Origin of the sequence: Streptacidiphilus monticola (genome assembly GCF_042658505.1) — a bacterium.
In the GTDB taxonomy this organism is placed as follows: domain Bacteria; phylum Actinomycetota; class Actinomycetes; order Streptomycetales; family Streptomycetaceae; genus Streptacidiphilus; species Streptacidiphilus monticola.
The window spans coordinates 57,200-77,272 of sequence record NZ_JBHSQJ010000047.1 but is presented as its reverse complement, the minus strand read 5'-3'; the positions used below and the strand labels follow the sequence as shown (position 1 = coordinate 77,272).

The following is a 20,073-nucleotide window of genomic DNA, read 5'->3' as shown; positions in this document are numbered from 1 at the left end:
GGCGTCTCCGCAGGAATACCGATGACTCGCTCCGCTCGCCCGGAAAGACGCAACGGGGAAGGAGGGCGGCGGCGCGTGCTGCCCGGGGCGCAGCCGGGTGATGCCCCAGCACGGGTCGCTGCTGCGCGCCCGGGGCCGGCCGGAGCGTCGGTCCCGGGCGGTGGGTGGCTGGCGGGTTGGCGGGGGTTCTGGGGTGACTGTCGGCAACCCGCCACGTAGCAGGGGACTGCGTCCGCGCGGGTGCGGTTGGCCTGGCCCGGGCGGCTCGTTCCGGGGGTGAGGGTCGTTCGGGCCCTGCCCAGCTGGCGGGTTGGCGCGGGTTCGGTGGTGACTGTCGGCAACCCGCCACGCAGCAGGGGACTGCGTCCCCCGTGCGCGGTCGGCCTGCCCCGGGCGGCCCGTGCGCGGGGTGAGGGTCGTTCGGGCCCTGCCCGGCTGGCGGGTTGGCGCGGGTTCGATGGCGTCTGTCGGCAACCCGCCACGCAGGGGCAGCGTCTGTGCGTGCGCGGCGGGACCACCCGGCGCGGCATGGGGCGCCCCGGTGTGACGGTGGTTCAGGCCGCACCCAGCTGACGGGCGTCCCGCAGGACGGCGACGGCGCCGGGCCCCGCCGCGTCCGCTCCCGTGGTCGCGCCTTTCCCGCGAGCGGAGCGAGCAGCACGAGCGCTGGCCCCGCCCAACGGTGAATGCCGTTGCAGACGTGCCGCGAAAGGAATCACCGCCGACCGCTGCTGCGGACGGACCCGGTTACGGTCCGGCGAATCCACGGGCCTCCTTGCTAGCGTCGGTCCACCATGAACGGACAGTCCGAACCGCCTCAGCCGCCGCGTCCGTCGCCGACTCCCGCTGCGGAGCAGCGGCCGCCCGGGGGGCCGAGGCTTTCGCCGTGGCGGTTCGTCGTCATGTTCGGGATCGTCAGCCTGCTCGCGGATGTGGTCTACGAGGGCGCCCGCTCGATCACCGGGCCTCTGCTGGCCAGCCTCGGCGCGTCCGCGCTGGTCGTCGGTGTCGTCACGGGGGCTGGCGAGGCGGCGGCGTTGGTGCTGCGGCTGGTCTCGGGTCCGCTCGCGGACCGGAGCGGGCGGTTCTGGGAGTTGGCGACGGCAGGCTACGCCCTCACCGTGCTCACCGTGCCGTTCCTCGGCGTCGCCGGAGCGCTCGGTGTCGCGTGTGCGCTGGTCATCGCGGAGCGGGCCGGCAAGGCGATCCGGTCGCCGGCCAAGGACACCCTGCTCTCGCACGCCACCGCCGCCACCGGGCGGGGCCGGGGCTTCGCGGTGCACGAGGCACTCGACCAAGTCGGGGCCGTGACCGGCCCCTTGGCGGTGGCGGGGATGCTCGCGCTGACCGGCGACCGGTACGGGCCCTCGCTCCTGGTGCTTGCGCTCCCGGGGCTGGCGACGCTGGTGCTGCTCGTCCGGCTGCAGCGCACGGTTCCCAACCCTGCCGCGTACGAGCCCGCGAGCGACGGAGCGGGCGCCAAGCCGGTGCCGTTCTCGCAGGTCGGTCGGGTCTCCGCGCTCCCGCGCCGATTCTGGGTCTACGCGGCGTTCACCGCCGCGACCATGTCCGGGTTCGCGACGTTCGGCGTCATCTCGTTCCACCTGGTGCACCGTCACGTCCTCGGCGCGGCGGCCGTTCCGCTCGTCTACGCCGGGACCATGGCGGCGGGCGGGCTGGCCTCGCTCGCGACGGGCTGGTGGTACGACCGCTCCGGACCGGCCGTCCTCACGGTCCTTCCGGTGCTGGCCGCACTCGTCCCGGTGCTGGCGTTCACGCGGCAGCCCGCGTTCGCCGTGCTCGGCGCGCTGCTGTGGGGCGCGGCGACGGGCGTCCAGGAGTCCACCCTGCGCGCGACCGTCGCCGACTTGGTGCCGAGCGGACGCCGGGCCACCGCCTACGGGGTGTTCGCGGCGGTGGTCGGCGGCGGCGCGTTCGTTGGCGGAGCGCTGACGGGTGCGCTCTACACGGTCTCCGTCCCGGCGTTGCTGGTGACGGTGGCGGTCATCCAGGCCGGCGCGCTGGTACTGCTGGCCGCGACGCGACGTCGAGGCGCGGACGGGTAGCGGGGTGCGCGTGACGGGCCGCATGAGGAGCCGCGCGACGGGTCGTCCGTGCGGTTCCGCATGACGGGCCGCGTGACGGGCCGTCAGTGCCGTTCCGCTGCTCGGACGATGGGCGTACCCCCGCTGACGGCCCTGGTGACGGGGCTGCGCTCGGCGATGTCGAGCAGCCGGGCGCGCTGTACCTCGTCCAGTTCGCCCAGCAGGTCGATGCGGCGGGTGATGCGGCCGGCGGGAGCCGTGCCGTCGCCGTGGCGGTCCGGCTCGCTCTTCTCGTAGGCGAGGTGGACCCGCACCGTCGTCAGCGGCCAGCCCTTGCGCTCCGCGTACATGCGGAGGGTGATCGCGGTGCAGGAGCCGACGGCGGAGAGCAGCAGCATGATCGGGTTGGGGGCCGTGTCCAGGCCGCCCACCGACACCGGCTCGTCGGCGGCCAGAAGGTGGTGGCCGGCCCGCAGTTCGACGCGGTAGTCGGTCGGGGTGCTGGTGGCTATGACGGCCGCGGCCCGCGTGTACCCGCCCGTGCCCGTGTCCGAGGACCCGCCCGTGTCCGCGTTCCGGTGGTCCGCCGACGACGACTGGGAGAACGTCATCCGACAACCGCCCTCAGAACCCGAAGCGGGCGCGCTGGTCGGCCGGGACGAGGGCGATGTAGTCCGGGTGCTTGCCCATCCAGCCGCGGATGAACGGGCAGAAGGGGAGGACCGCGAGCCCCTTCTCGCGGGCGTCGTCGAGCGCGGCGCGGGCCAGCTTGCCGCCGAGGCCCTGGCCTTCGAACTTCGGGTCGATCTCGGTGTGGATGAAGGCGATCTCGTCCTTGAACCGGTGGTACTGCGCGAAACCGGCCAGTTGAGGCAGGTCCGCGTCGGCCGTGGCCGGGGCGACGTGGATCTCGTACCGGGACTCCTGCGGGTTGTCCGTGACAAGCGGTTCCATGGCTGCTGACCGGCCTTCCGTCGGGTGTGCGCTCCTCGCGGCGCGATCACTGAGCACCGAGTCTGCCATCCCGGTCCGCGTGAGCCGCTCCGGCCCCGTGGACAGCCCGGGACGGCCGGCGGTCGGTAGGCTCGCCGGCATGGGAAAGCTGCGCTGCGCCGTGCTCGACGACTTCCAGGGAGTGGCCACGGACCTGGGGGACTGGAGCCCGGTCGGCGATCGGGTGGAGGTGGCCTGCTTCCGGGAGCACTTCGCCGACGAGGAGCAACTCGTCGCGGCGCTCCGGGAGTTCGACATCGTGGTGACCCTGCGCGAGCGCGTTCCCTTCCCGGCGTCGGTGTTCGCGGCGCTGCCGCGGCTGCGACTGCTGGTGGCGAGCGGGATGCGGAACTCGGTGATCGACTACGCCGCCGCGGCCGCGCACGGGGTGACCGTCTGCGGGACGCGCAGCGCGTCGACGCCGCCCGTCGAGCTGACCTGGGCGCTGATCCTGGGGCTGGCGCGGAACCTGGTGGCGGAGGTCAACGGCCTGCGCGCGGGCGGCCCGTGGCAGGCCTCGGTCGGCGCGGACCTGCACGGGCGGACGCTGGGGGTGCTCGGGCTCGGGAAGATCGGGGTCCCGGTGGCGCAGGTGGGGCTGGCCTTCGGGATGGAGGTCGTGGCCTGGAGCCAGCACCTGACGAAGGAGCGCGCCGAGGCCGCGGGCGTACAACTGGCGGCGTCCAAGGAGGAGTTGCTGCGCCGGTCGGACGTGGTGACGGTGCACCTCGCGCTCGGCGACCGGACCCGCGGGCTGCTCGGCGCCGACGAGCTGGCGCTGATGAAGCCGACGGCGTACCTGGTGAACACCTCCCGTGCCGCCATCGTCGACCAGGACGCGCTGCTGGCCGCGTTGCGCGCGGGCGCGATCGCGGGGGCCGGCGTCGACGTCTTCGACGTCGAGCCGCTGCCCGCCGACCACCCCTTCCGCAGCGCGCCGAGGCTGCTGGCGACGCCCCACCTCGGCTATGTGTCGGAGGACAACTACCGCCGCTACTACGGCGATGCGGTGGAGGACATCGCCGCGTACCTGGCGGGCGAGCCGGTGCGGCTGCTCGGCTGACGCGGGCGGCGGGTCACCTGGGGTCGAGGACGATCCAGGACCGGCCCGGGGCCAGCAGGAACGTCCGGCCGTTGACCGCGTAGGTCGTCGGCGAGGTGTCGGTCGGCTTGGACCAGGTGCCGTGCCAGACCTTGCCGTCACGGTAGAAGTCGGCCTTGCCCTGACCGGTCGTCACGCTGAAGACCTCGTTGTCCGGGTGGCCGGCGTTGTGGTCGGTGTACTTGCCCTGCACGACGTGGACGTGCTGGATGATCAGGTTGTCCGCGCTCGCACGGGCGTCGTGGCCGTCCATGGTGACCGTCCACTTGGCGCCGCTCGCCCGGAAGGTGAAGGAGGCCGACGGGTACTGCACCGACACGCTGTGCGCGGCGGCGCCACCCGCGGTCAAGGGGCCGAAGCGCAGGCCGATGTCCTTGACCGCGGCCAGTTGCGGGAAGCGGGCGAAGACCTGGTCGGACTGGATGTAGGTGGGACTGCTGCCGCCGTTGCTGAAGAGGCCGGGGGCCCGGTCGGGGGTGATGTTGACCAGGTTGGCCCGGCCCAGGTCCTTGAGCAGGCCGCTGATCGCCCCGCTGTACACGAGGCCGACTCGCCCGTACGCGGCCAGCAGCGGGATGTCGCTCTGGCGGGCGCTGCGGACGGGGCCGATCCGCGCCGGGACGTGGGAGCGGTCGGTGTGCACGCTGTCGTAGACGGCGAGGTAGCGGGAGAGGCCGCCCTCGACCTGGATGACGTAGACCAGGTCGGCGGCGTTGAGTCCCTGCTGCTGGAACCGGGCGGCGCCGACGTTGTCGATCTTGACCGCGAAGACGTGGCCGCCCGAAGGCCCCTGCCCGGTCAGCGGGTTGGTGGTGGGCGTCGGCGCGGTGGTGGGGGACGTAGCGGCGCTCGTCGGGGGCGGCGGCTGCGGCGTGGACTGGGACGCGTGCTTCCCGCCCCCGCAGGACACCGTGCCGAGCACGGCCGTGAGCACCAGGGCACCCGCCGCGAGAGAGGAACGCCGTGCGACAGGGTTTCTGCGACTGGTCACATGTGCTACTTACCCCTCGTGCCGGTCAGGACTCCCGCTGAGCGGGATCCAGGAGCGCGGCGAGCATGAGGTCGACCTGCTCGGCCAGTTCCCGCCGCGTGGGCGGACGGTGGGCGCCCGGGCCGACCGTCGCGTTGGCCAGGATGCCGTCGCACCAGGCGACCAGGTACCGGGCCCGGCGGCGAGGGTCGGGGCAGCCGGCAGCCTGCAGCAGGGAAGCGGTCAGGTCGAGGAAGCCCCGGCCCAGGTTGTCGTAGCGTTCGCGCAGATCAGGCCGGCCTCCTGCTCCGCGACGGGCTGTTCGCGCTGTCCGGCCTGCTGCCGGAGGCGGNGGTGCGGGAGGCGGCGGCGGCCCGGGCCCCCGCCCCGCTGTTCGACTGGACTCCGCCTTCCCCGGGCGGGGTAGGCGCAGGGCGGGACGAGAGCGTCCCGGAAGGAGGTCGCGGCGATGTACTGCACCGAGCTGCGGATCACGGAGGACCGCGAGGGTGAGCGGGTTCGCGTGCTGGCCCCGGCGCCGCCCCAGGAACTCCCGGTGAGCCCCCAGGCCTGCGCGGACCAGCACCTGCTCGCCGAGCTCCAGGGCCGCTGGGCCAGCAGCGGGGAGATGCCGTTCCGCGTCGAGGTCCGCGTCTGGCAGGACCGGCCGGAGGGCGAACCGGCCGCGCGGGCCGCGTGGAACGCGGACACGGGATTCGAGCGGCTGAGGGTGGGTCAGTAGTTCCGGTACTTCTGATCGAGCGTCAGAAACTCATCGTTGATGTACGAATTCATCCCGTTTTGGGCTGTAGGCGAATGGTTAATCGCCACGTGAAACCGCCTGAACGGGAGGACAATCGATGATCAGCGAGACGCAGCTCGAGCATGCCCTCGAGCACCCCGTCTACGACGCCGAGGGCCACAAGATCGGCAAGCCGGCGCACCTGTTCTACGACGACGCGACCGGCCGTCCGGAGTGGGTGAGCGTGAAGACCGGCTTGTTCGGCAACAACGAGACCTTCGTGCCGATCCACGAGGCCCGCATGGTCGAGGACCACCTGGAGGTCCCGTACACCAAGGACACCGTCAAGGAGGCGCCGAACGTGGACGTCGACGCGGGGGGCCACCTGTCGGAGGCGGAGGAGGAGCGCCTCTACCGCCATTACGGCATCACCTGGGACGACGCCTGGAAGCGGGCCAACCAGCCGGGCCCGGGCGGCTGGGCGCACACGCCCGGGCACGGACGCCCGCCGGACACCGTGGCCGGGACAGCTCCAGGTGCCGCGGCCGGCACCGGTGCCGGAGCGCCCGCGGCCGGCGCGGGAACGGCGGCCGGTGCGGGAACGGCGGCCGGTGCCGCCGGGGCGGCAGGAGCGGCGGGAACGACCGCCCAAGGGCGGACGGCAGGCGGCATGCCCGGCACCGCCCCTGGCACGGTTGCCGGCGCCAAGCCCGGTGCAGCGGTGGGCAGCCACGCCGGGAACGGCTCAGGAGCCCCCGACGGGGACGGCGCGATGACGCGCTCCGAGGAGCACCTGCGGGTCGGCGTCGAGCGGCACGAGGCGGGCCACGCGCGGCTGCGCAAGTACGTGGTGACCGAGACGGAGCAGCAGACGGTTCCGCTCCGCCACGAGGAGGTCCGCATCGAGCGCGAGCCGATCACGGAGGCGAACCGGGCCCAGGCCCTGTCCGGGCCGCCCATCAGCGAGGCTGAGCACGAGGTCACCCTCCATGCCGAGCGTCCCGTGGTGGAGACCGAGGCCGTGCCGGTCGAGCGGGTCCGGATGACGGTCGAGGAGCGCGTCGAGGAGCAGACCGTGCGGGGCGAGGTCCGTAAGGAGCGCATCGAGGTCGAGCTGCCCGAGGACCGGGACTGAACCTGGACCCCGGCGGTGGCTGCGCACCGGGAGCCGCCCATGACGGTCCGTCATGGGCGGCTCCCGGGGGCGCTCCCCCTCAGAGCGCAGTGAGGTCCACGCCGAGTCGGTTGACCAGGGCCACGGCCTCCAGACGGGAGTGGACGCCCAGCTTGTCCAGCACGCTCTGGATGTGGGTGCGCGCCGTGTTGACGGTCATCTCGAGGCCGCGGGCGATCTCCACCGTTCCGTCGCCCCTGGCCAGGAGGACGAGGACCTCCAGTTCGCGGCGGGTCAGCCAGCGGAAGGGGTCGTCCGGCGGCTCGGTCCGGTCGCTGCGCCGGGCGGCGGGCGAGTCCGGTGGGGGAGCGGGCGGCGGGAGTCGCATGCCTGAGGTCAACTGACCGAGGGCGCAGACCAGTTCGTCGATCCCCTCGTCCTTGCGCACGAACCCGGACGCCCCGGCGCGCAGTGCGGCCGCGGCCGTGGTCTCGTCGAGGCCGCGGGACTGGACCAGGATGCGCAGTTCGGGGGCGTTCCGGTGGAGGAGCGAGATGACGTCGAGGGCGCTGCCGTCCAGCAGACGCAGATCGACGAGGCAGGCGTCGGGCCGGTGGGCCATGGCGGCGCGGAACAGCTCGCCGCGGGTGACCGCGGTGGCGCACACGCGGTAGCCGTGACCGGCGAGAGCGAGGGCGAGGACGTCCGCCACCAGGCGGTGCGAGTCGGCGACGACCACGGCGGCGGGGGAGGTGCTGCCGGAAGACCTCATGGGTATCAGCGAACCATCGTGCCCCTGCCCTGGCCACCGGTGGCGGGTGCCGGGGCCCCGTGGCAACCTGCGGGGCATGAGCGGCCCGATCAGAGTGGTGGTGGCCGACCGTCGCCGGGCGGTGGCGAGCCTGCTGGCGGCGGGGCTGGAGCAGAGCGGCCTGGTCTCCCGGGCGGCCGCGGGGATGGCCGAGGTCCGCAGGCTCGCCGAGGCGGGCGGGACGGACGTGGTGGTGGCCGACATCGGCCTGCTGGCCGGCCGCGGCGGCGGGGCGGCGGACGGGCAGCGGGGGTGGGGCCGGGAGTTCGGCGTCCCGGTGATCGTGCTGAGCGAGGGGGCGGGGACGGACGAGCTGGCTCCGGCGGCCGTCCGCGCGGGGGTCCGGGGGTGGGTGCCGAAGGACAGCTCGCTGGCGCACCTGCTGGCCGTGATCCGCGGGGTGCACCGGGGGGAGACGTGGGTGCCGCCGCTGCTGCTGACGCGCGTGGTCGCGGAGTTGGTGGCCCGGCGCGACGAGGACGACGAGGGCGCGGAGCGACTGGCCAGCCTGACCGTCCGCGAGCGGGAGGTGCTCGGCTGCCTGTGCGCGGGGATGAGCCGCCCGGAGATCGGCCGCCACCTGTTCCTCTCCACGAACACCGTGCGGACCCACGTGCAGAACCTGATGGTCAAACTCGACGTCCACTCCTCCGTCGCAGCCGTGGCCCTGGCGCACCGCCTCGGCCTCCCGGGTGACGGCGCCCAGCCCTGACCCGCCGTCAGTTCCCGTCCTGGCAAGGCGAGCCGGTACGGTCCTGCGCCGCCACCACGCCGGCCAGCGAAGCCGCGGCCGCGCCGGAGCCGGACCGGCCCCCTGGCCCGGCCGCGCCTCCTCCACGCGCTCGGCAGAGGGGCAGCACCTCCTGCGGGCCGGCCGCGCTGGCGGCCTCCCGGGCGGAGGCGGCCCCGACGGAGTTCTCGCGGCGGTTGCGCCCGCTGGGGTGAACCCTCGCCCGCTCGGCCGTGCCCCTCACGGCCCGGGCCGCCGCGGCTGCTTACAGTCGGTCAGCAGGCAGTCGCAGCGGTCGAGTTCGGCAGGAGGTCCAGTGATGGCCCGTTTCCCCAGGCGTGCCCTGGTCACCGGCGTGGCGGCGCTGGGCCTCGCGCTCACCGCCGCCGGCTGCTCGGACCCGTCGGAGGGCACCGTCACGGCGACCAACGGGCGCATCGCCGAGCAGGTGACCAGCCCGAACGGGCAGCACTGCCACAACTTCGTGCTGCAGGACGTCCACTCGGTGAACAACAACCTGCTGGCGGACATCCTCCTGTACGACGGGCCGGACTGCACCACGCCCGCGCACGGCAAGTCGTACTACCTCGCCCGCGGGATCACCACGACCGACTTCGGCCGCGTCTGGCGCAGCTTCAGCGTCGTCGGGCAGTAGACCCGGCGGCGGGCCGGTCTCACAGGGCCAGCTCGGCCCAGATGGTCTTGCCCTCGGGCGTGTGGCGGGTGCCCCAGCGGGAGGTGAGCTGGGCGACCAGCAGCAGGCCGCGGCCGCCCTCGTCCAGGATCCGGGCCCGGCGCAGGTGCGGGGAGCTGGCGTTGGCGTCGGAGACCTCGCAGATCAGCGGGCCCGCACCGGCCGGGCCGGCGAGGATCAGGCGCAGCTGGATGGGCGGGGAGCCGTAGCGGATGGCGTTGGTGACCAGCTCGCTGACGACCAGTTCGGCCACGAAGGCCGCCTCCTGCTGTCCCCAGGCGTCGAGTTGGGCCGCCGCGAGCCGCCTGGCCTCGGCGACGACCGACACGTCGGGGGGCAGGTCCCAGACCCGCACCCGGTCCGCGCCCAGCGCGCGGGTCCGGGCGAGGACGAGGGCGACGTCGTCCTGCGGCCGTTCGGGCAGGAGCTCGGAGAGCATGTGGTCGCAGAGCGTCTCCAGCCCGGGCAGCGGCGCGGTGAGGGCCTTGCGGAGCCGTTCGGTGCCGAGGTCCGGGTCCCGGTCGCGGGCCTCGACCAGGCCGTCGGAGAACAGGGCCACCAGTGTGCCCTCGTCGAGTTCCGCCTCGGTGGCCTCGAACGGCAGGCCGCCGACCCCCAGCACCGGTCCGGCGGCGACCTCGACGACGCGGGTGGAGCCGTCGGGGAGCAGCAGCACCGGTGGCGGATGGCCCGCGCTGGCGACCGACAGCCGCCGGGACACCGGGTCGTAGACGGCGTAGACGCAGGTGGCCCCGGTACCGCCGGGGTCCGGGCGGTCGTCGGCGGGGTCCTGGTCCTCCTCGTCGCCGCCCAGGCGCAGCACCAAGTCGTCCAGGTGGGCGAGGAGTTCGTCGGGCGGCAGGTCCACGTCGGCCAGGGTGCGCACGGCGGTGCGCAGCCGGCCCATGGTGGCCGAGGCCTGGATGCCGTGGCCCACGACGTCGCCGACGACGAGCGCCACCCGGGCGCCGGACAGCGGGATGACGTCGAACCAGTCGCCGCCCACCCCCGCACCGTTCTCGGCCGGGAGGTAGCGGCAGGCCAGCTCCACGGCGGACTGCCGGGAGACGCCGCGGGGCAGCAGGCTGCGCTGCAGGGCCAGGGCGGTGGCCCGTTCGCGGGTGTAGCGGCGGGCGTTGTCGACGCAGACGGCGGCGCGTGAGGCCAGTTCCCGGGCCAGGGTGACGTCCTCCGGGAGGAACGGGGCGGGCCGGACGCGGGCCAGCACGGCCACGCCGAGCGTCGTGCCGCGGGCGGTCAGCGGGACGGCGAGCAGCGAGGTGACGGTGTGTCCGCGCATGCTCTCGGCGCGGGCGGGGGCCCCGGCGACCCAGCGGTCGAAGACCGGGTCGCCGCTGCCGGTGACCACCGGATGGCCGGTGTGCAGGGCGCGGGCGGACGGGGAGAAGGACGGGTAGTGGTCGGTGGCGCCGAGGTCGATGACGGCGCCTCCGCCGTCCGGGGCGATGGACAGGTGCGCGACCCGGCGCAGCACCACGTCCGTGTCCGGAGCGCCGGTGGCCGGCTCCTCGCCGTGCATGACCGCCTCGAGCAGGTCCACGCTGGCGAAGTCCGCGAAGCGCGGGACCACGAGTTCGGCCAACTCCTGTGCGGTGCGGTCGAGATCGAGGGTGGTGCCGATGGACACGGCGGCCCGGTCGAGGACCGCCAGGCGTTCCCGGGCCCAGTGCTGCTCGCTGTTGTCGAAGGCGGCCATGCCGACGGCGCGCACCGTGCCGTCCGCGCCGCGGACCGGCCACAGCTCGAGCCGCCAGGCGTGCTCGCGCTCGCCGCCGGGGGAGCGCCCGAATGCCTCGTAGTGGATCGGCCGTCCGGTCATCGGGACGTCGCGGATGGCCTGCAGGATGCCCGCGATGTCGAAGGACTCGGGGAGGCCGAAGGGGAAGGTCCGGCCGCGCAGCGCGCCCTCGTCCTCGCCGAGCTGGCGGCAGGAGATCTCGTTGAGCCACAGGCAGCGCAGTGCCGGGTCGTACACGGACATCGCGAAGGAGGCCTGCCGGAACGCTTGCCCCAGCAGGCCGCTCTCGGCGTCGCCCCCGGTACTGCGCACCATGGGTTCAGCCTGACGCCCGCCCGCACGCCGATCAACTCGGCGGCCCCGGCCGCCGCCCGGCTCACTCGTCCGAGTGGGCCGGGCGGCGGGTCAGGAGGCGACCAGGTCCTGCGGCGTACGGGCGGCGGCCGTGCGCCCCGGGGCGGGCCGCAGCCGGCCCGCGAGCGGGACCATGGCCAGGGCGAACGCGGTGATGAGGCCGAAGGCCGCGGGGTAGGACAGGGCTCCGGCGATCCACCCGATGACGCCCGGGGAGACGAGTGAGGCCGCGTAGGTGAGGGTGGCCACCCCGGCGACGCCCTCGCCGGCGTTCACGCCGGTGCGCGAGGCGGCGCTGAAGACCAGCGGCACGTTCAGGGCGATGCCCGCGCCGATCAGGGCCAGGCCGAGGATGCAGGGCCACGGCCCGGGCGCCGCCGTCACCAGCACACCGCCGAGCACGGCCACCGAGGCGCCGGCGCGGACGACCCGGACGGGGCCGAAGCGCTGGACGGCGCGGTCCCCCAGCAGCCGGGTCAGGGCCATGGCGAGGGTGAACAGGGTGAACCCGGTGGTCGCCAGAGCGGCCCCGGCCCCCGTGACCCGGGTGAGGTAGACGCCGGCCCAACTGCTGCTCGCGCCTTCGACGAAGGTGCCGCAGAAGCCCACCGCGCCGATGACGAGCACGGCCCGGCTGGGCAGCGCGAAGCGGCGCGGCGCGGGGGCGGAGCCGGCGTGGTCGCGCGGCGCGTCGGCGGGCAGGGCGCGGGCACCCAGCAGGGCGAGCGGGAGCAGCACGGCGGTGAGGGCGAGCAGGCGCAGCCGCGGGTCGACGTCGAGCCGGGCGGTGAGGATGCCGAGACCGCCGGCGAGCAGGCTGCCGGTGCACCACAGTCCGTGCAGGCCGGAGATGATCGAACGGCCCAGTCCCCGTTCGATGGTGACGCCGTGTCCGTTCATGACGACGTCGCTCATCCCGGCGACCATGCCGAACAGGCAGAACGCGGCGAAGAGCCAGGCGGGGCCCGGGACGAGCAGCGGGACCGGGAGCAGCAGCGCCCACAGCCCGATGAGGATGCCCGCGGCTCGCCGCTCGCCCACCCGATGGGCGACCCGGGCGGCGGTGGGCATGGCGACGAAGGCCCCGACCGGCTGGCACAGCAGCACCAGGCCGAGCGCCCCGGCGCTCAGCCCGAAGTGGCCCTGCAGCCAGGGCAGGCAGCTGTAGAGGGAGCCGCCGACGGCTCCGTGGACGGTGAACAGCAGCGCGATGGCGCGGTGGTGGGTCCGGTGAGTCACCCTCAGAAACTAACAGGCAGGCTCCCTGATGGAAAGAGGAATACGCAGGAACCCTGCTCGTTGCGGCTAGGATGCGCGCATGAAGACCGCCACCCCGGCCCTGGCGCGCGCGATCAACGACCGGCTCGCGCTCGACCTGCTGCTCGAACACGGTCCCCTCACCGCACCGCAGCTGCGCACGCTGACCGGGCTGTCCCGGCCCACGGTCGCGGACCTGATCGAGCGCCTGCGGGCCAACGGCCTGGTCCAGCCCTGCGGCGAGGCCGGCGAGGACCGGCGGGGCCCCAACGCCCGCCTCTACACGTTGGTCGCGGACCGCGCCCATGTCGCCGGGGTCGACATCCGCCGCAGCGGCACCCACGTCACCGTTGCCGACCTGACCGGCGCCACCGTCGGCACCGCCGAGCGTCCGGCCGTCGCGGAGGCCGACCTCGCGGCCGTCATCCGCGACGCCGTGGCCGCGGCGGCGGGCGGGCGGACGCTGGAGGCGGTCGTCCTCGGCGCGCCCGGCATGGTCCACCCGCACACCGGCCGCGGGCTCGGCCCCTGCGACGTCGGAGTGGCCGGCTGGGACCCCCGGCTGCCGGACCTGGTCCAGGAGGCGCTCGGGGTACCGCAGTTGGTGCTGGAGAACGAGGTCAACCTCGCCGCGGTGGCCGAGCACCGCGTCGGCGCGGCGAGCGGCCGGGAGGACTTCGCGCTGCTCTGGCTGGACGAGGGCGTCGGCGGCGCGGTCGTCCTCGGCGGCCGGGTGCGCCAGGGGGCTTCCGGCGGCGCGGGCGAGGTCGGCTTCCTGGAACTGGACGGCGACAACCTGTGCTGCGCCCTGGAAGGGCCCCGACTGGACGCCGGGGACGGGGAGTTGTTCGCCCGTCAGGTCGCCCGTGTCGTCGCGGTGATGGTCCTGGTGCTGGACCCGGGCCTGGTCGTCCTCGGCGGCACGACCGGCCGGGCGGGCGGGGCGGACTTCGCCGCCGCGGTCTCCGCGCAGCTCGACGGCCGCGTCCCGGTGCCCACCGAGGTGCGGGCCAGTGCGGTCGAGGGCAATCCGGTGCTGCAGGGCGCCGTCCTCACCGCCCTGGACCTGGCCCGCGACGCCGTCTTCGGCTGACCCGGCGGCGGCGCGGCGAGCAGGGTTCCGCGTGGCACTGGCTACGCTGGCCCGGTGACGCCAGCCGAGCCCACCGTCTACGTCTCCGTCATCGGCCCCGGACAGGCCACCGGGCAGGAGCGCGAGGCCGCCGAGGCGGTCGGGCGCGGCCTCGCGCAGGCCGGAGCCGTGGTCGTCTGCGGCGGCCTGGGCGGCGTGATGGAGGCCGCCGCCAAGGGCGCCAGGGAGGCGGGCGGCACCTGCGTCGGCCTGCTGCCGGGGCGCGAACGCGCGGCGGGGAACCCGTACTTGACCCTGGCTCTGCCGACGGGGCTGGGGGAGCTGCGCAACGGCCTGGTCGTCGCCGCCGCGGACGCGCTGGTGGCCATCGGCGGCAGCTGGGGGACGCTCAGCGAGATCGCGCTGGCCCTGCGGACCGGCAAACCGGTGGTCGCACTGGACAGTTGGCGGCTTGAGCCGCCGAGTGCGCGGCGGCCGGGTGATGCCCCCGGGCCCGTCCGGGTGGCTACCGCCGCCGAGGCCGTGGCGGTCGCGCTGCGCCTGGCCCGTTCGGGCTGATGTGCTGTCAGCCCAGGCGGGAGCGAAGGGCGGTGACCCGGTGCGGCTTGAGCCGCCGAGGCGGTGGCGGTCGCGCTGCGTCTGGCGCCTTCGGGCTGATGTGCTGTCAGCCCAGGCGGGAGCGAAGGGCGGTGACCCGGTGGCGGCTTGAGCCGCCGAGTGGGCGGCGGCCGGGTGATGCCTCCGGGCCGGTCCGGGTGGCTACCGCCGCCGAGGCCGTGGAGGTCGCGCTGCGTCTGGACCGTTCGGGCTGACGTGCTGTCAGCCCAGGCCGGAACGAAGGGCGGTGACCCGGGCGGCGGCCGCCGCGAAGGCGGCGCGATTCAGCCGCCCCGAGTCCAGCGCCGACACAAGTGCCTGGGCGGCCGCGTCGCCCTGGCTGACGCTCTGCGAGGAGCAGAGCAGCAGGTCCATCCCGGCGGAGACCGCCGCGAGCGCCCGGTTCCCGGTGGAGCCGTACGCGGTCAGCGCCTTGGCCTCCAGGGCGTCCGTGATCGTGACGCCGCCGAAGCCGAGGCGGCCCCGAAGCTCCTGCACCACGGTGGGGGAGAGCCCGGCCGGGTGCGAGCCGTCCAGCGCCGGGTAGACCGCCCAGCTGAGCATGACCAGCCGGACGCCCGCCGCGATGGCCGACGGGTAGGGGGCCTCGTCCACCTGCCGCAGCCGGGTCAGCGACTCGTTGATCGTCACCGGCTCCAGGTCGGTGTTCTGGGTGCGGCCCGCCGCGCCCAGCCCCGGGAAGTGCTTGGCCGTGGCCGCCGCCCCCGCCTGCTGCTGCGCCCGGATGAAGGCCGAGCCCATCGAGGCCACGGTCGCCGGGTCGCTGCTGAACGAGCGCTGCGCCGAGTCGGCGAAGTCGCCCGGGGAGTGGTAGACGTCCAGCACCGGGGCCAGGTTGAGGTTGAGCCCCAGGCCCCGCAGGTTGACGCCGGCGGCGCTGCCGGCGGGGGCCGCCTGCGCGGGGTCGCCGGTGGCGCCGATCTCCTTGGCGGACTGCAGCGGTGCACCTGGCACCCGGCGCACGATGCCGCCCTCCTGATCGGTCATCAGCAGCAGCGGCTGGTGCACCGGGCTGGCCTGCTGCGCGCTGCGGAGCGTGGCGACGGCGGAGCGGAGCTGGGCCGCGCTGGAGACGTTCTGCCCGAAGAAGATCACTCCGGCGACCTGCCCGGCGCGGATGCGCTGCAGCAGCGACGCCGGGGGCGTCAGCCCGGGGTAGGAGTAGACGATCCGCTGGCCGACCAGCTGAGCCGTGGTCAGGTTCGACGTGGCCGGCGGAGGCGGCGCGGTGGTCCGCCGGGGCGTGGAGGGGGCGGGGGCCGCCGTGGTCGGCGACCCGGACGTGGGGGCGGCGGACGTCGGGGAGGCGGGTGCGCCGCTGCCGGGCGCTGCGGAGGTCAGCGGCGAGGAGGAAGGCGCCGCGTGCGGCGCGGGCCCGGAGGAGCAGGCGGCGGCGAGCGCTCCGGTGAGCAGGGAGGCGGCCAGCAGCCACCCCCGCCGTGCGGTGGTCCTCGGCATGTCCGGTGCTCCGCTTCCCTCGGTCGGCACGGTGACGCAACGGTCGGGCGACTCTTGGAACATACCGCCCCGTAGCGCCACCGGCGCGGCAATCCCGGATGGGTCGGACGCGTCCGACCCTGAGCCGCCTCGGGGTCGCCCCCGGTCTGGGGGCGGATGCGGTCACCCTCCGGGATGAGTCGGGGGGCCGTCGGGAACGGGACTTCGGGCCGACGTCGGTACAGGTCCGCGAACCTACGGTGGAGTCATGGCTACCGCAATCACGCAGCAGGCGACTCCCAGGTCCGAGAACCGTGCCCGTGCCGCCGAGGCCCAGCACCGCAACCCCGTCCGCGCCGCGCTCCGTGGCGTCGGCATCTTCGCCGAGACCGCCGCGCGGGTCCTGCTGCTCGGTGAGGCCGAGCCCGGGCCGCGCCGCTGACGGCGCGTCGCCGGATCCTCGGCGGCGACTCGGCGCGGCGATCTTGCGTCGGGGCAGGGTCCGGGGTTCCACTGGCACCGCACAGTGGACGCTGAGTCAAAGGGGACTCGATGACCGGGGTTGCCGTTTCCGCACGGGTGGATGCCGCCGCAGCGACGCAGGGAAGGCCGGTGCGGCCGCTGTGCCGCCGGGCTCTCGACCTGGCCGGGCCGGGTGACGGGCGCCTGGCGCTCGACCTCGGCTGCGGCCGCGGGGTGGAGGCGTCGGCGATGCTGGCCGAGGGGTGGCGGGTCTGGGCGCTGGACCGGGCCCCGGGGGCGGGGGAGCTGGTCCGCGCCGGTGTCGCCGGGGCCGAGCGGCTGACCGTCGTGCGTGGCGCGCTCCAGGACGTCGAGCTGCCCGCGGCCGAACTCGTGCACGCCTCCTACAGCCTGCCCTTCCTGCCGCCCGCGGACTTCGGGCCGGTCTGGCAGCGGGTACGCGGCAGCCTCGCGCCCGGCGGACTGCTGGCGGTGACCCTCTTCGGCGCCGGCGACACCCGGCACGACCGGACGGACCTCACGCTGCTGGGCCGGCGGCAGGCCCGGGAGCTGTTCCTCGGGCTGGAGGTGCTGGCCTTCGACGACCGTGCGGCGGAGGGGACGAGGGCAGGAGGGGGCTCCGAGGGACCCGGGCGGGTCTTCGAGGTGATCGCCCGGCGGATGCGCTGAACGGAGCGGCCGTGGCCGTGGCCGTCGATGAGAGCTGACGTGTCGTCAACTCGGTTAACCACGACGGGTCTTGTCAATTGGTATAGGCCAATCATACGCTCGGTGTGCGATGGCGCGCCGGGTCCGCGCCATGCCCGGGCACCGCCCGGAACCCCCCACAGCGGCCCGCAGCTCCTGAAGGAGAACCATGTCCTGGATACGCCGACTCCTCGTCGGTGGGACCGCGGCCACGGGCGTGCTCGTCGCCGCCGCCGTTCCCGCCAGCGCCCACGGCACGCTCTTCGGCCCGGTCAGCCGGGTCGCCGCGTGCTACGCGGAGGGCCCGGAGAACCCCCAGTCCCAGGTCTGCAAGGACCTCGTCGCGGCGACCGGCACCCAGCCGCTCTACGACTGGAACGAGGTCAACATCGCCAACGCCGACGGCCAGAGCCAGCAGATCATCCCCGACGGCCACCTGTGCTCGGCCAACCGCGACAAGTACCGGGCCCTCGACTGGGCCCGCACCGACTGGGCGGCCACGGCCGTCTCCGCCGGCGCCTACACCTTCAAGTTCCGGGTCACCGCCGCCCACCAGGGCGTGATGACCCTCTACATCACCAAGGGCGGCTACGACCCCACCCAGCCGCTCAAGTGGTCCGACCTGGACCTGGCCGACCCGGTCGCCCAGTACGCCACCGGCCGGGACGGCTCCAGCGGCTACTACACGTTCAACGGCACGCTGCCCAGCCGCAGCGGCCGCCAGCTGATCTACATGGTCTGGCAGCGCACCGACAGCCCGGAGGCGTTCTACGCCTGCTCGGACGTCGTCTACGGCAGCGGAGCGGCGGCCGGGACCGTGCTGCGCGGCAGCGTCCCGACCGAGCGGCAGCTGGCCGCGGGCGCGGCCCGGTCCACCGTCGACCACCACGGCCACGGCAGCGACGCGCTGCCGCTGGACACCGCCGTCCCGGCGGGGCTGAACCGCCGGTCCGCTCCCGTCTCCCCGGCGATGTGGGCGCTGACCGGGTTCTCGGCGGTGGCGGCCACCGGCTCCGGCGTGCTGCTCTACCGCCGGCGGACGGCCCTGGCGGGCGCCGACTCCTGAACCGGGTCCGGACGTTCGGGGCGGGGCAGGCGTTCCCGCCCCGGAACGTCCCGCGGTCGCCGAGCCGGGGAGCGCCGACCGACGGCCCGGCCCGCCGCCGGGCGCGCCACGGCGAGCGCCGACCGCGCGCGGGGCCTGGAAGAGTTACGAGGGAGGCAGCAGCGGCCCCAGCGGCCCGAGGTCGAGGTTCAGGTCCTCCATCGTCAGACCGTAGCGGTCGCAGAGCTCGCCCATGCGGTCGTGAAGGATCATCAGCGTCAGGCCCACCCGCTCCTCCTGCTCGTCGCTGAGGTCGCCCTGGTCCACCCGGCGCAGGGCCTGACGTTCCATCAGTTGCCGCAGCAGTTCGACGAGGGTGAGCACCAGCTTGACCAGGTCCCGCTCCACGGAGTCGGGATCGGTGCGGATGCGGTCCATGGCGGTCGGCTCGCCCCGCCCGGACGGCGGCAGGTCGGCGGTGCGCGCGGGGGACAGGGTGAACGCCCGTGTCGCGGCCTCGGTCGCCTCCCGCCAGGCGGCTTCGAGATCGACTGCGGGCTCGCGCGGCGGGTCGGTCATGCCCGGCCTCCTCCCTCATGTCCGGCGTGCTCCCCGGGGACCCGCAGGACGGGGCCCCAGAGGCCGTCCGTCTGCCCGCTGACGGAGACGATGACGGCGCGCAGGTTGATCCGCACCAGATCCACGTCGGCGATCGACAGCATCACGTCGCCGGTCAGCACCACCCCGCCGGCCAGCAGCCGGTCGAGCAGGTCGACCAGCGCGATCCGCCGGTCCGGAAGCGCTGACTCCTGACGCGTCGTCACGGCGGGGCTCCCTCCCGCGGGTCCGGGGCCGCCGGCTCCGCGAACGAGTACGGAGCCCACGGTCCAGTGACCTCGACCCGCACTCCCACCAGGCCGTCGGCCGCGCGGAGCACACGGGTGCGGAACTCCTCCGCGAGATCGCGGGGAACCAGGTAGGCGTCGTTCGCCACGTTGTCACCAGGGCCCGAGGCGAGGGTCCCCTGCTGGAGCCGGTGGCCGACGTGTTCCACGGCCAGCTCGCGCGCCTCGTCCGCGATCCGCCGGACGGCCAGCTCCGCGGCGCGCCAGACGTCATCCCTGGCCTGGCGCTGCTCGCGGCGGCGCTGCAGATAGGCACGCCCCGGGCTGGACTCCGCCTCCAGGTCGGTGCCGGCCCCGGTTTCGGGGCGTCCGGCTTCGGGGGACGGCTCCGCGTAGACCTTGACCCCCCACTCCACGTGGTCGGCGAGCCGGTCCAGCAGCCGGCCGAACTCCTGCCGCCGCTCGTCGAGCAGCAGGCGGACGTGGGCGTCGTCGACGTACAGGGTCGCGAGGCGGAGAGGAAGCACGGTCGTCCGGTCGGACAGGGTCTCGATGACGGAGTGATGAGCGCGGGCCACACGCTCCAGCCAGTCGAGGTCCTCCAGCCGCTCCTTGAGCGCCTGTTCGGAGAAGTCCTCGGCCGGTACGGAGCTGACGACCGCCGCGAGCTCTCCGGAACCGACCAGCTCCACGGACGCGTCCGCGACCCCGCGGACACCGGACAGCAGCGGTTCCAGCGGCGGGGACGGCCGGACCACCGCATAGGCGTATCTGAGACGTCCGTCCATGGTTCAGCTCTCCCGCTCCTCGGCCTCCGCGCGCTTCCGCCGGCGCCGTGGGGCCGCATCCGCCTCGTCGCGGTCGGTGTCCGCTGACGCGCGTTCGGACGGGGGCAGTTCCGCCTCGGGCTTGCGCGCCCGCCGCCGCAGTGCCTTCACCTCGGCCCGCAGGCGCTTGTTCTCCTCCTCCAACTCCGCGCGCCCGTCCGTCCGTTGGACGGCGTCGTAGTCGTAGGCGCGCGAGGACAGGGAGGGGTCCCGTTCCCACCAGTCGATGCCGATCTCCTTGGCCTTGTCCACGGAGGCGACCAGCAGCCGGAGTTTCACCGTGAGGAGTTCGATCTCGAGCAGGTTGATCCTGATGTCCCCGACGATGACGATCCCCTTGTCGAGGACGCGTTCCAGGATGTCCGCGAGATTCGCTCCGGACGCTCCGGACTCCTCGCGGTAGGGGTGAAGCGGTCGTGCCGACGCGGGGCCGAAGGAGCTGGGTCCGGTCACGTCGTACTCCCTGT

Annotated in this window: 23 protein-coding genes; 11 read left to right on the top strand and 12 right to left on the bottom strand. The window is 74.5% G+C overall.

Translation table 11 applies throughout. The annotated features are described in order from the left end of the window. Positions 1 to 902: 902 nt before the first annotated feature. A complete protein-coding gene (locus ACFP3V_RS12470) occupies positions 903 to 2,066 on the top strand; it encodes an MFS transporter (protein ID WP_380583027.1) in 1,164 nt (387 codons plus the stop codon). Between the two features lie 83 nt (positions 2,067 to 2,149). Here ACFP3V_RS12470 and ACFP3V_RS12465 read toward each other — a convergent pair whose 3' ends face one another. Both ACFP3V_RS12465 and ACFP3V_RS12460 read right to left on the bottom strand, forming a co-directional pair. After that, a complete protein-coding gene (locus tag ACFP3V_RS12465) occupies positions 2,150 to 2,656 on the bottom strand; it encodes an OsmC family protein (RefSeq protein ID WP_380583025.1) in 507 nt (168 codons plus the stop codon). Between the two features lie 13 nt (positions 2,657 to 2,669). After that, a complete protein-coding gene (locus tag ACFP3V_RS12460) occupies positions 2,670 to 2,999 on the bottom strand; it encodes a GNAT family N-acetyltransferase (RefSeq protein WP_380583023.1) in 330 nt (109 codons plus the stop codon). 139 nt (positions 3,000 to 3,138) lie between these two features. Here ACFP3V_RS12460 and ACFP3V_RS12455 point away from each other — a divergent pair, with 139 nt between their 5' ends. Then, positions 3,139 to 4,101: a D-2-hydroxyacid dehydrogenase family protein gene (locus tag ACFP3V_RS12455; protein WP_380583021.1), complete on the top strand. Its 963-nt coding sequence runs from the start codon at positions 3,139 to 3,141 to the stop codon at positions 4,099 to 4,101. Between the two features lie 13 nt (positions 4,102 to 4,114). Here ACFP3V_RS12455 and ACFP3V_RS12450 read toward each other — a convergent pair whose 3' ends face one another. Both ACFP3V_RS12450 and ACFP3V_RS12445 read right to left on the bottom strand, forming a co-directional pair. Then, positions 4,115 to 5,131, bottom strand: coding sequence for a DUF3048 domain-containing protein (locus ACFP3V_RS12450; protein WP_380583019.1), 1,017 nt, complete (start codon positions 5,129 to 5,131; stop codon positions 4,115 to 4,117). A gap of 25 nt (positions 5,132 to 5,156) precedes the next feature. Then, positions 5,157 to 5,696: a hypothetical protein gene (locus ACFP3V_RS12445; RefSeq protein WP_380583017.1), complete on the bottom strand. Its 540-nt coding sequence runs from the start codon at positions 5,694 to 5,696 to the stop codon at positions 5,157 to 5,159. Here ACFP3V_RS12445 and ACFP3V_RS12440 point away from each other — a divergent pair. Together ACFP3V_RS12440 and ACFP3V_RS12435 are read left to right on the top strand one after the other, a co-directional pair. Further along, complete coding sequence (locus tag ACFP3V_RS12440; protein ID WP_380583031.1) at positions 5,580 to 5,852, top strand: hypothetical protein; 273 nt, start codon at positions 5,580 to 5,582, stop codon at positions 5,850 to 5,852. The two genes, ACFP3V_RS12445 and ACFP3V_RS12440, sit on opposite strands and share 117 nt — an antisense overlap. Positions 5,853 to 5,970: 118 nt before the next feature. After that, positions 5,971 to 6,987 carry a PRC and DUF2382 domain-containing protein gene (locus ACFP3V_RS12435; RefSeq protein WP_380583015.1) on the top strand — a complete coding sequence of 339 codons (1,017 nt, stop codon included), beginning with the start codon at positions 5,971 to 5,973 and terminating at the stop codon, positions 6,985 to 6,987. Between the two features lie 79 nt (positions 6,988 to 7,066). Here the strand turns inward: ACFP3V_RS12435 and ACFP3V_RS12430 are convergent, their stop codons facing one another. Beyond that, positions 7,067 to 7,738, bottom strand: coding sequence for a response regulator transcription factor (locus ACFP3V_RS12430; protein ID WP_380583013.1), 672 nt, complete (start codon positions 7,736 to 7,738; stop codon positions 7,067 to 7,069). Between the two features lie 76 nt (positions 7,739 to 7,814). Here ACFP3V_RS12430 and ACFP3V_RS12425 point away from each other — a divergent pair, with 76 nt between their 5' ends. Then, positions 7,815 to 8,489, top strand: coding sequence for a LuxR C-terminal-related transcriptional regulator (locus tag ACFP3V_RS12425; protein WP_380583011.1), 675 nt, complete (start codon positions 7,815 to 7,817; stop codon positions 8,487 to 8,489). 337 nt (positions 8,490 to 8,826) lie between these two features. Beyond that, positions 8,827 to 9,162, top strand: a complete 336-nt coding sequence (locus ACFP3V_RS12420) for a hypothetical protein (protein ID WP_380583009.1) — start codon at positions 8,827 to 8,829, stop codon at positions 9,160 to 9,162. Between the two features lie 19 nt (positions 9,163 to 9,181). Here ACFP3V_RS12420 and ACFP3V_RS12415 read toward each other — a convergent pair whose 3' ends face one another. Together ACFP3V_RS12415 and ACFP3V_RS12410 are read right to left on the bottom strand one after the other, a co-directional pair. Beyond that, positions 9,182 to 11,275, bottom strand: a complete 2,094-nt coding sequence (locus tag ACFP3V_RS12415) for a SpoIIE family protein phosphatase (protein WP_380583007.1) — start codon at positions 11,273 to 11,275, stop codon at positions 9,182 to 9,184. A 90-nt stretch (positions 11,276 to 11,365) separates the two neighbouring features. Then, positions 11,366 to 12,553 (bottom strand): MFS transporter, encoded by a 1,188-nt coding sequence (locus ACFP3V_RS12410; protein WP_380583005.1) that lies wholly within the window; start codon positions 12,551 to 12,553, stop codon positions 11,366 to 11,368. Between the two features lie 79 nt (positions 12,554 to 12,632). Here ACFP3V_RS12410 and ACFP3V_RS12405 point away from each other — a divergent pair, with 79 nt between their 5' ends. Both ACFP3V_RS12405 and ACFP3V_RS12400 read left to right on the top strand, forming a co-directional pair. Continuing rightward, on the top strand, positions 12,633 to 13,664 hold the full coding sequence (locus tag ACFP3V_RS12405; RefSeq protein ID WP_380583003.1) for an ROK family transcriptional regulator: 1,032 nt from the start codon (positions 12,633 to 12,635) through the stop codon (positions 13,662 to 13,664). A 54-nt stretch (positions 13,665 to 13,718) separates the two neighbouring features. Beyond that, positions 13,719 to 14,222 carry a TIGR00725 family protein gene (locus ACFP3V_RS12400; RefSeq protein ID WP_380583001.1) on the top strand — a complete coding sequence of 168 codons (504 nt, stop codon included), beginning with the start codon at positions 13,719 to 13,721 and terminating at the stop codon, positions 14,220 to 14,222. A 261-nt stretch (positions 14,223 to 14,483) separates the two neighbouring features. On the opposite strand, the gene ACFP3V_RS12395 is transcribed toward ACFP3V_RS12400, so the two are convergent. Beyond that, positions 14,484 to 15,740 carry a glycoside hydrolase family 3 N-terminal domain-containing protein gene (locus tag ACFP3V_RS12395; protein ID WP_380582999.1) on the bottom strand — a complete coding sequence of 419 codons (1,257 nt, stop codon included), beginning with the start codon at positions 15,738 to 15,740 and terminating at the stop codon, positions 14,484 to 14,486. 247 nt (positions 15,741 to 15,987) lie between these two features. Here ACFP3V_RS12395 and ACFP3V_RS12390 point away from each other — a divergent pair, with 247 nt between their 5' ends. The 3 genes from ACFP3V_RS12390 to ACFP3V_RS12380 all read left to right on the top strand — a co-directional run bounded on the left by ACFP3V_RS12390 (position 15,988) and on the right by ACFP3V_RS12380 (position 17,955). Continuing rightward, entirely contained in the window at positions 15,988 to 16,161 is a 174-nt protein-coding gene (locus ACFP3V_RS12390) for a hypothetical protein (RefSeq protein ID WP_380582997.1), read from the top strand. Positions 16,162 to 16,271: 110 nt separating this feature from the next. Further along, complete coding sequence (locus tag ACFP3V_RS12385) at positions 16,272 to 16,871, top strand: class I SAM-dependent methyltransferase (RefSeq protein WP_380582995.1); 600 nt, start codon at positions 16,272 to 16,274, stop codon at positions 16,869 to 16,871. Between the two features lie 187 nt (positions 16,872 to 17,058). After that, entirely contained in the window at positions 17,059 to 17,955 is an 897-nt protein-coding gene (locus ACFP3V_RS12380; RefSeq protein WP_380582993.1) for a lytic polysaccharide monooxygenase auxiliary activity family 9 protein, read from the top strand. A 144-nt stretch (positions 17,956 to 18,099) separates the two neighbouring features. Here the strand turns inward: ACFP3V_RS12380 and ACFP3V_RS12375 are convergent, their stop codons facing one another. The 4 genes from ACFP3V_RS12375 to ACFP3V_RS12360 are packed head-to-tail and all read right to left on the bottom strand — an operon-like array spanning position 18,100 to position 20,059. Continuing rightward, the gene (locus tag ACFP3V_RS12375; RefSeq protein ID WP_380582991.1) at positions 18,100 to 18,513 is read right to left on the bottom strand and encodes a gas vesicle protein K; all 414 of its coding nucleotides are present in this window, start codon (positions 18,511 to 18,513) and stop codon (positions 18,100 to 18,102) included. Next, positions 18,510 to 18,758 carry a gas vesicle protein gene (locus tag ACFP3V_RS12370; RefSeq protein WP_380582989.1) on the bottom strand — a complete coding sequence of 83 codons (249 nt, stop codon included), beginning with the start codon at positions 18,756 to 18,758 and terminating at the stop codon, positions 18,510 to 18,512. Before ACFP3V_RS12370 ends, ACFP3V_RS12375 begins: the two co-directional genes overlap by 4 nt. Next, positions 18,755 to 19,567: a GvpL/GvpF family gas vesicle protein gene (locus tag ACFP3V_RS12365; protein ID WP_380582987.1), complete on the bottom strand. Its 813-nt coding sequence runs from the start codon at positions 19,565 to 19,567 to the stop codon at positions 18,755 to 18,757. The genes ACFP3V_RS12370 and ACFP3V_RS12365 overlap by 4 nt, the downstream gene beginning before the upstream one ends. 3 nt (positions 19,568 to 19,570) lie before the next feature. Beyond that, positions 19,571 to 20,059, bottom strand: a complete 489-nt coding sequence (locus tag ACFP3V_RS12360; protein ID WP_380582985.1) for a gas vesicle protein — start codon at positions 20,057 to 20,059, stop codon at positions 19,571 to 19,573. Positions 20,060 to 20,073 lie beyond the last annotated feature (14 nt).

Excerpts from the sequence above, each read along its gene's own strand:
- ACFP3V_RS12470 (WP_380583027.1), top strand. The coding sequence starts at position 903 with ATGTTCGGGATCGTCAGCCTGCTCGCGGATGTGGTCTACGAGGGCGCC.
- ACFP3V_RS12465 (WP_380583025.1), bottom strand. The coding sequence starts at position 2,656 with ATGACGTTCTCCCAGTCGTCGTCGGCGGACCACCGGAACGCGGACACG.
- ACFP3V_RS12460 (WP_380583023.1), bottom strand. The coding sequence starts at position 2,999 with ATGGAACCGCTTGTCACGGACAACCCGCAGGAGTCCCGGTACGAGATC.
- ACFP3V_RS12455 (WP_380583021.1), top strand. The coding sequence starts at position 3,139 with ATGGGAAAGCTGCGCTGCGCCGTGCTCGACGACTTCCAGGGAGTGGCC.
- ACFP3V_RS12440 (WP_380583031.1), top strand. The coding sequence starts at position 5,580 with ATGTACTGCACCGAGCTGCGGATCACGGAGGACCGCGAGGGTGAGCGG.
- ACFP3V_RS12435 (WP_380583015.1), top strand. The coding sequence starts at position 5,971 with ATGATCAGCGAGACGCAGCTCGAGCATGCCCTCGAGCACCCCGTCTAC.
- ACFP3V_RS12430 (WP_380583013.1), bottom strand. The coding sequence starts at position 7,738 with ATGAGGTCTTCCGGCAGCACCTCCCCCGCCGCCGTGGTCGTCGCCGAC.
- ACFP3V_RS12425 (WP_380583011.1), top strand. The coding sequence starts at position 7,815 with ATGAGCGGCCCGATCAGAGTGGTGGTGGCCGACCGTCGCCGGGCGGTG.
- ACFP3V_RS12420 (WP_380583009.1), top strand. The coding sequence starts at position 8,827 with ATGGCCCGTTTCCCCAGGCGTGCCCTGGTCACCGGCGTGGCGGCGCTG.
- ACFP3V_RS12415 (WP_380583007.1), bottom strand. The coding sequence starts at position 11,275 with ATGGTGCGCAGTACCGGGGGCGACGCCGAGAGCGGCCTGCTGGGGCAA.
- ACFP3V_RS12405 (WP_380583003.1), top strand. The coding sequence starts at position 12,633 with ATGAAGACCGCCACCCCGGCCCTGGCGCGCGCGATCAACGACCGGCTC.
- ACFP3V_RS12395 (WP_380582999.1), bottom strand. The coding sequence starts at position 15,740 with ATGCCGAGGACCACCGCACGGCGGGGGTGGCTGCTGGCCGCCTCCCTG.
- ACFP3V_RS12390 (WP_380582997.1), top strand. The coding sequence starts at position 15,988 with ATGGCTACCGCAATCACGCAGCAGGCGACTCCCAGGTCCGAGAACCGT.
- ACFP3V_RS12385 (WP_380582995.1), top strand. The coding sequence starts at position 16,272 with ATGACCGGGGTTGCCGTTTCCGCACGGGTGGATGCCGCCGCAGCGACG.
- ACFP3V_RS12380 (WP_380582993.1), top strand. The coding sequence starts at position 17,059 with ATGTCCTGGATACGCCGACTCCTCGTCGGTGGGACCGCGGCCACGGGC.
- ACFP3V_RS12375 (WP_380582991.1), bottom strand. The coding sequence starts at position 18,513 with ATGACCGACCCGCCGCGCGAGCCCGCAGTCGATCTCGAAGCCGCCTGG.
- ACFP3V_RS12365 (WP_380582987.1), bottom strand. The coding sequence starts at position 19,567 with ATGGACGGACGTCTCAGATACGCCTATGCGGTGGTCCGGCCGTCCCCG.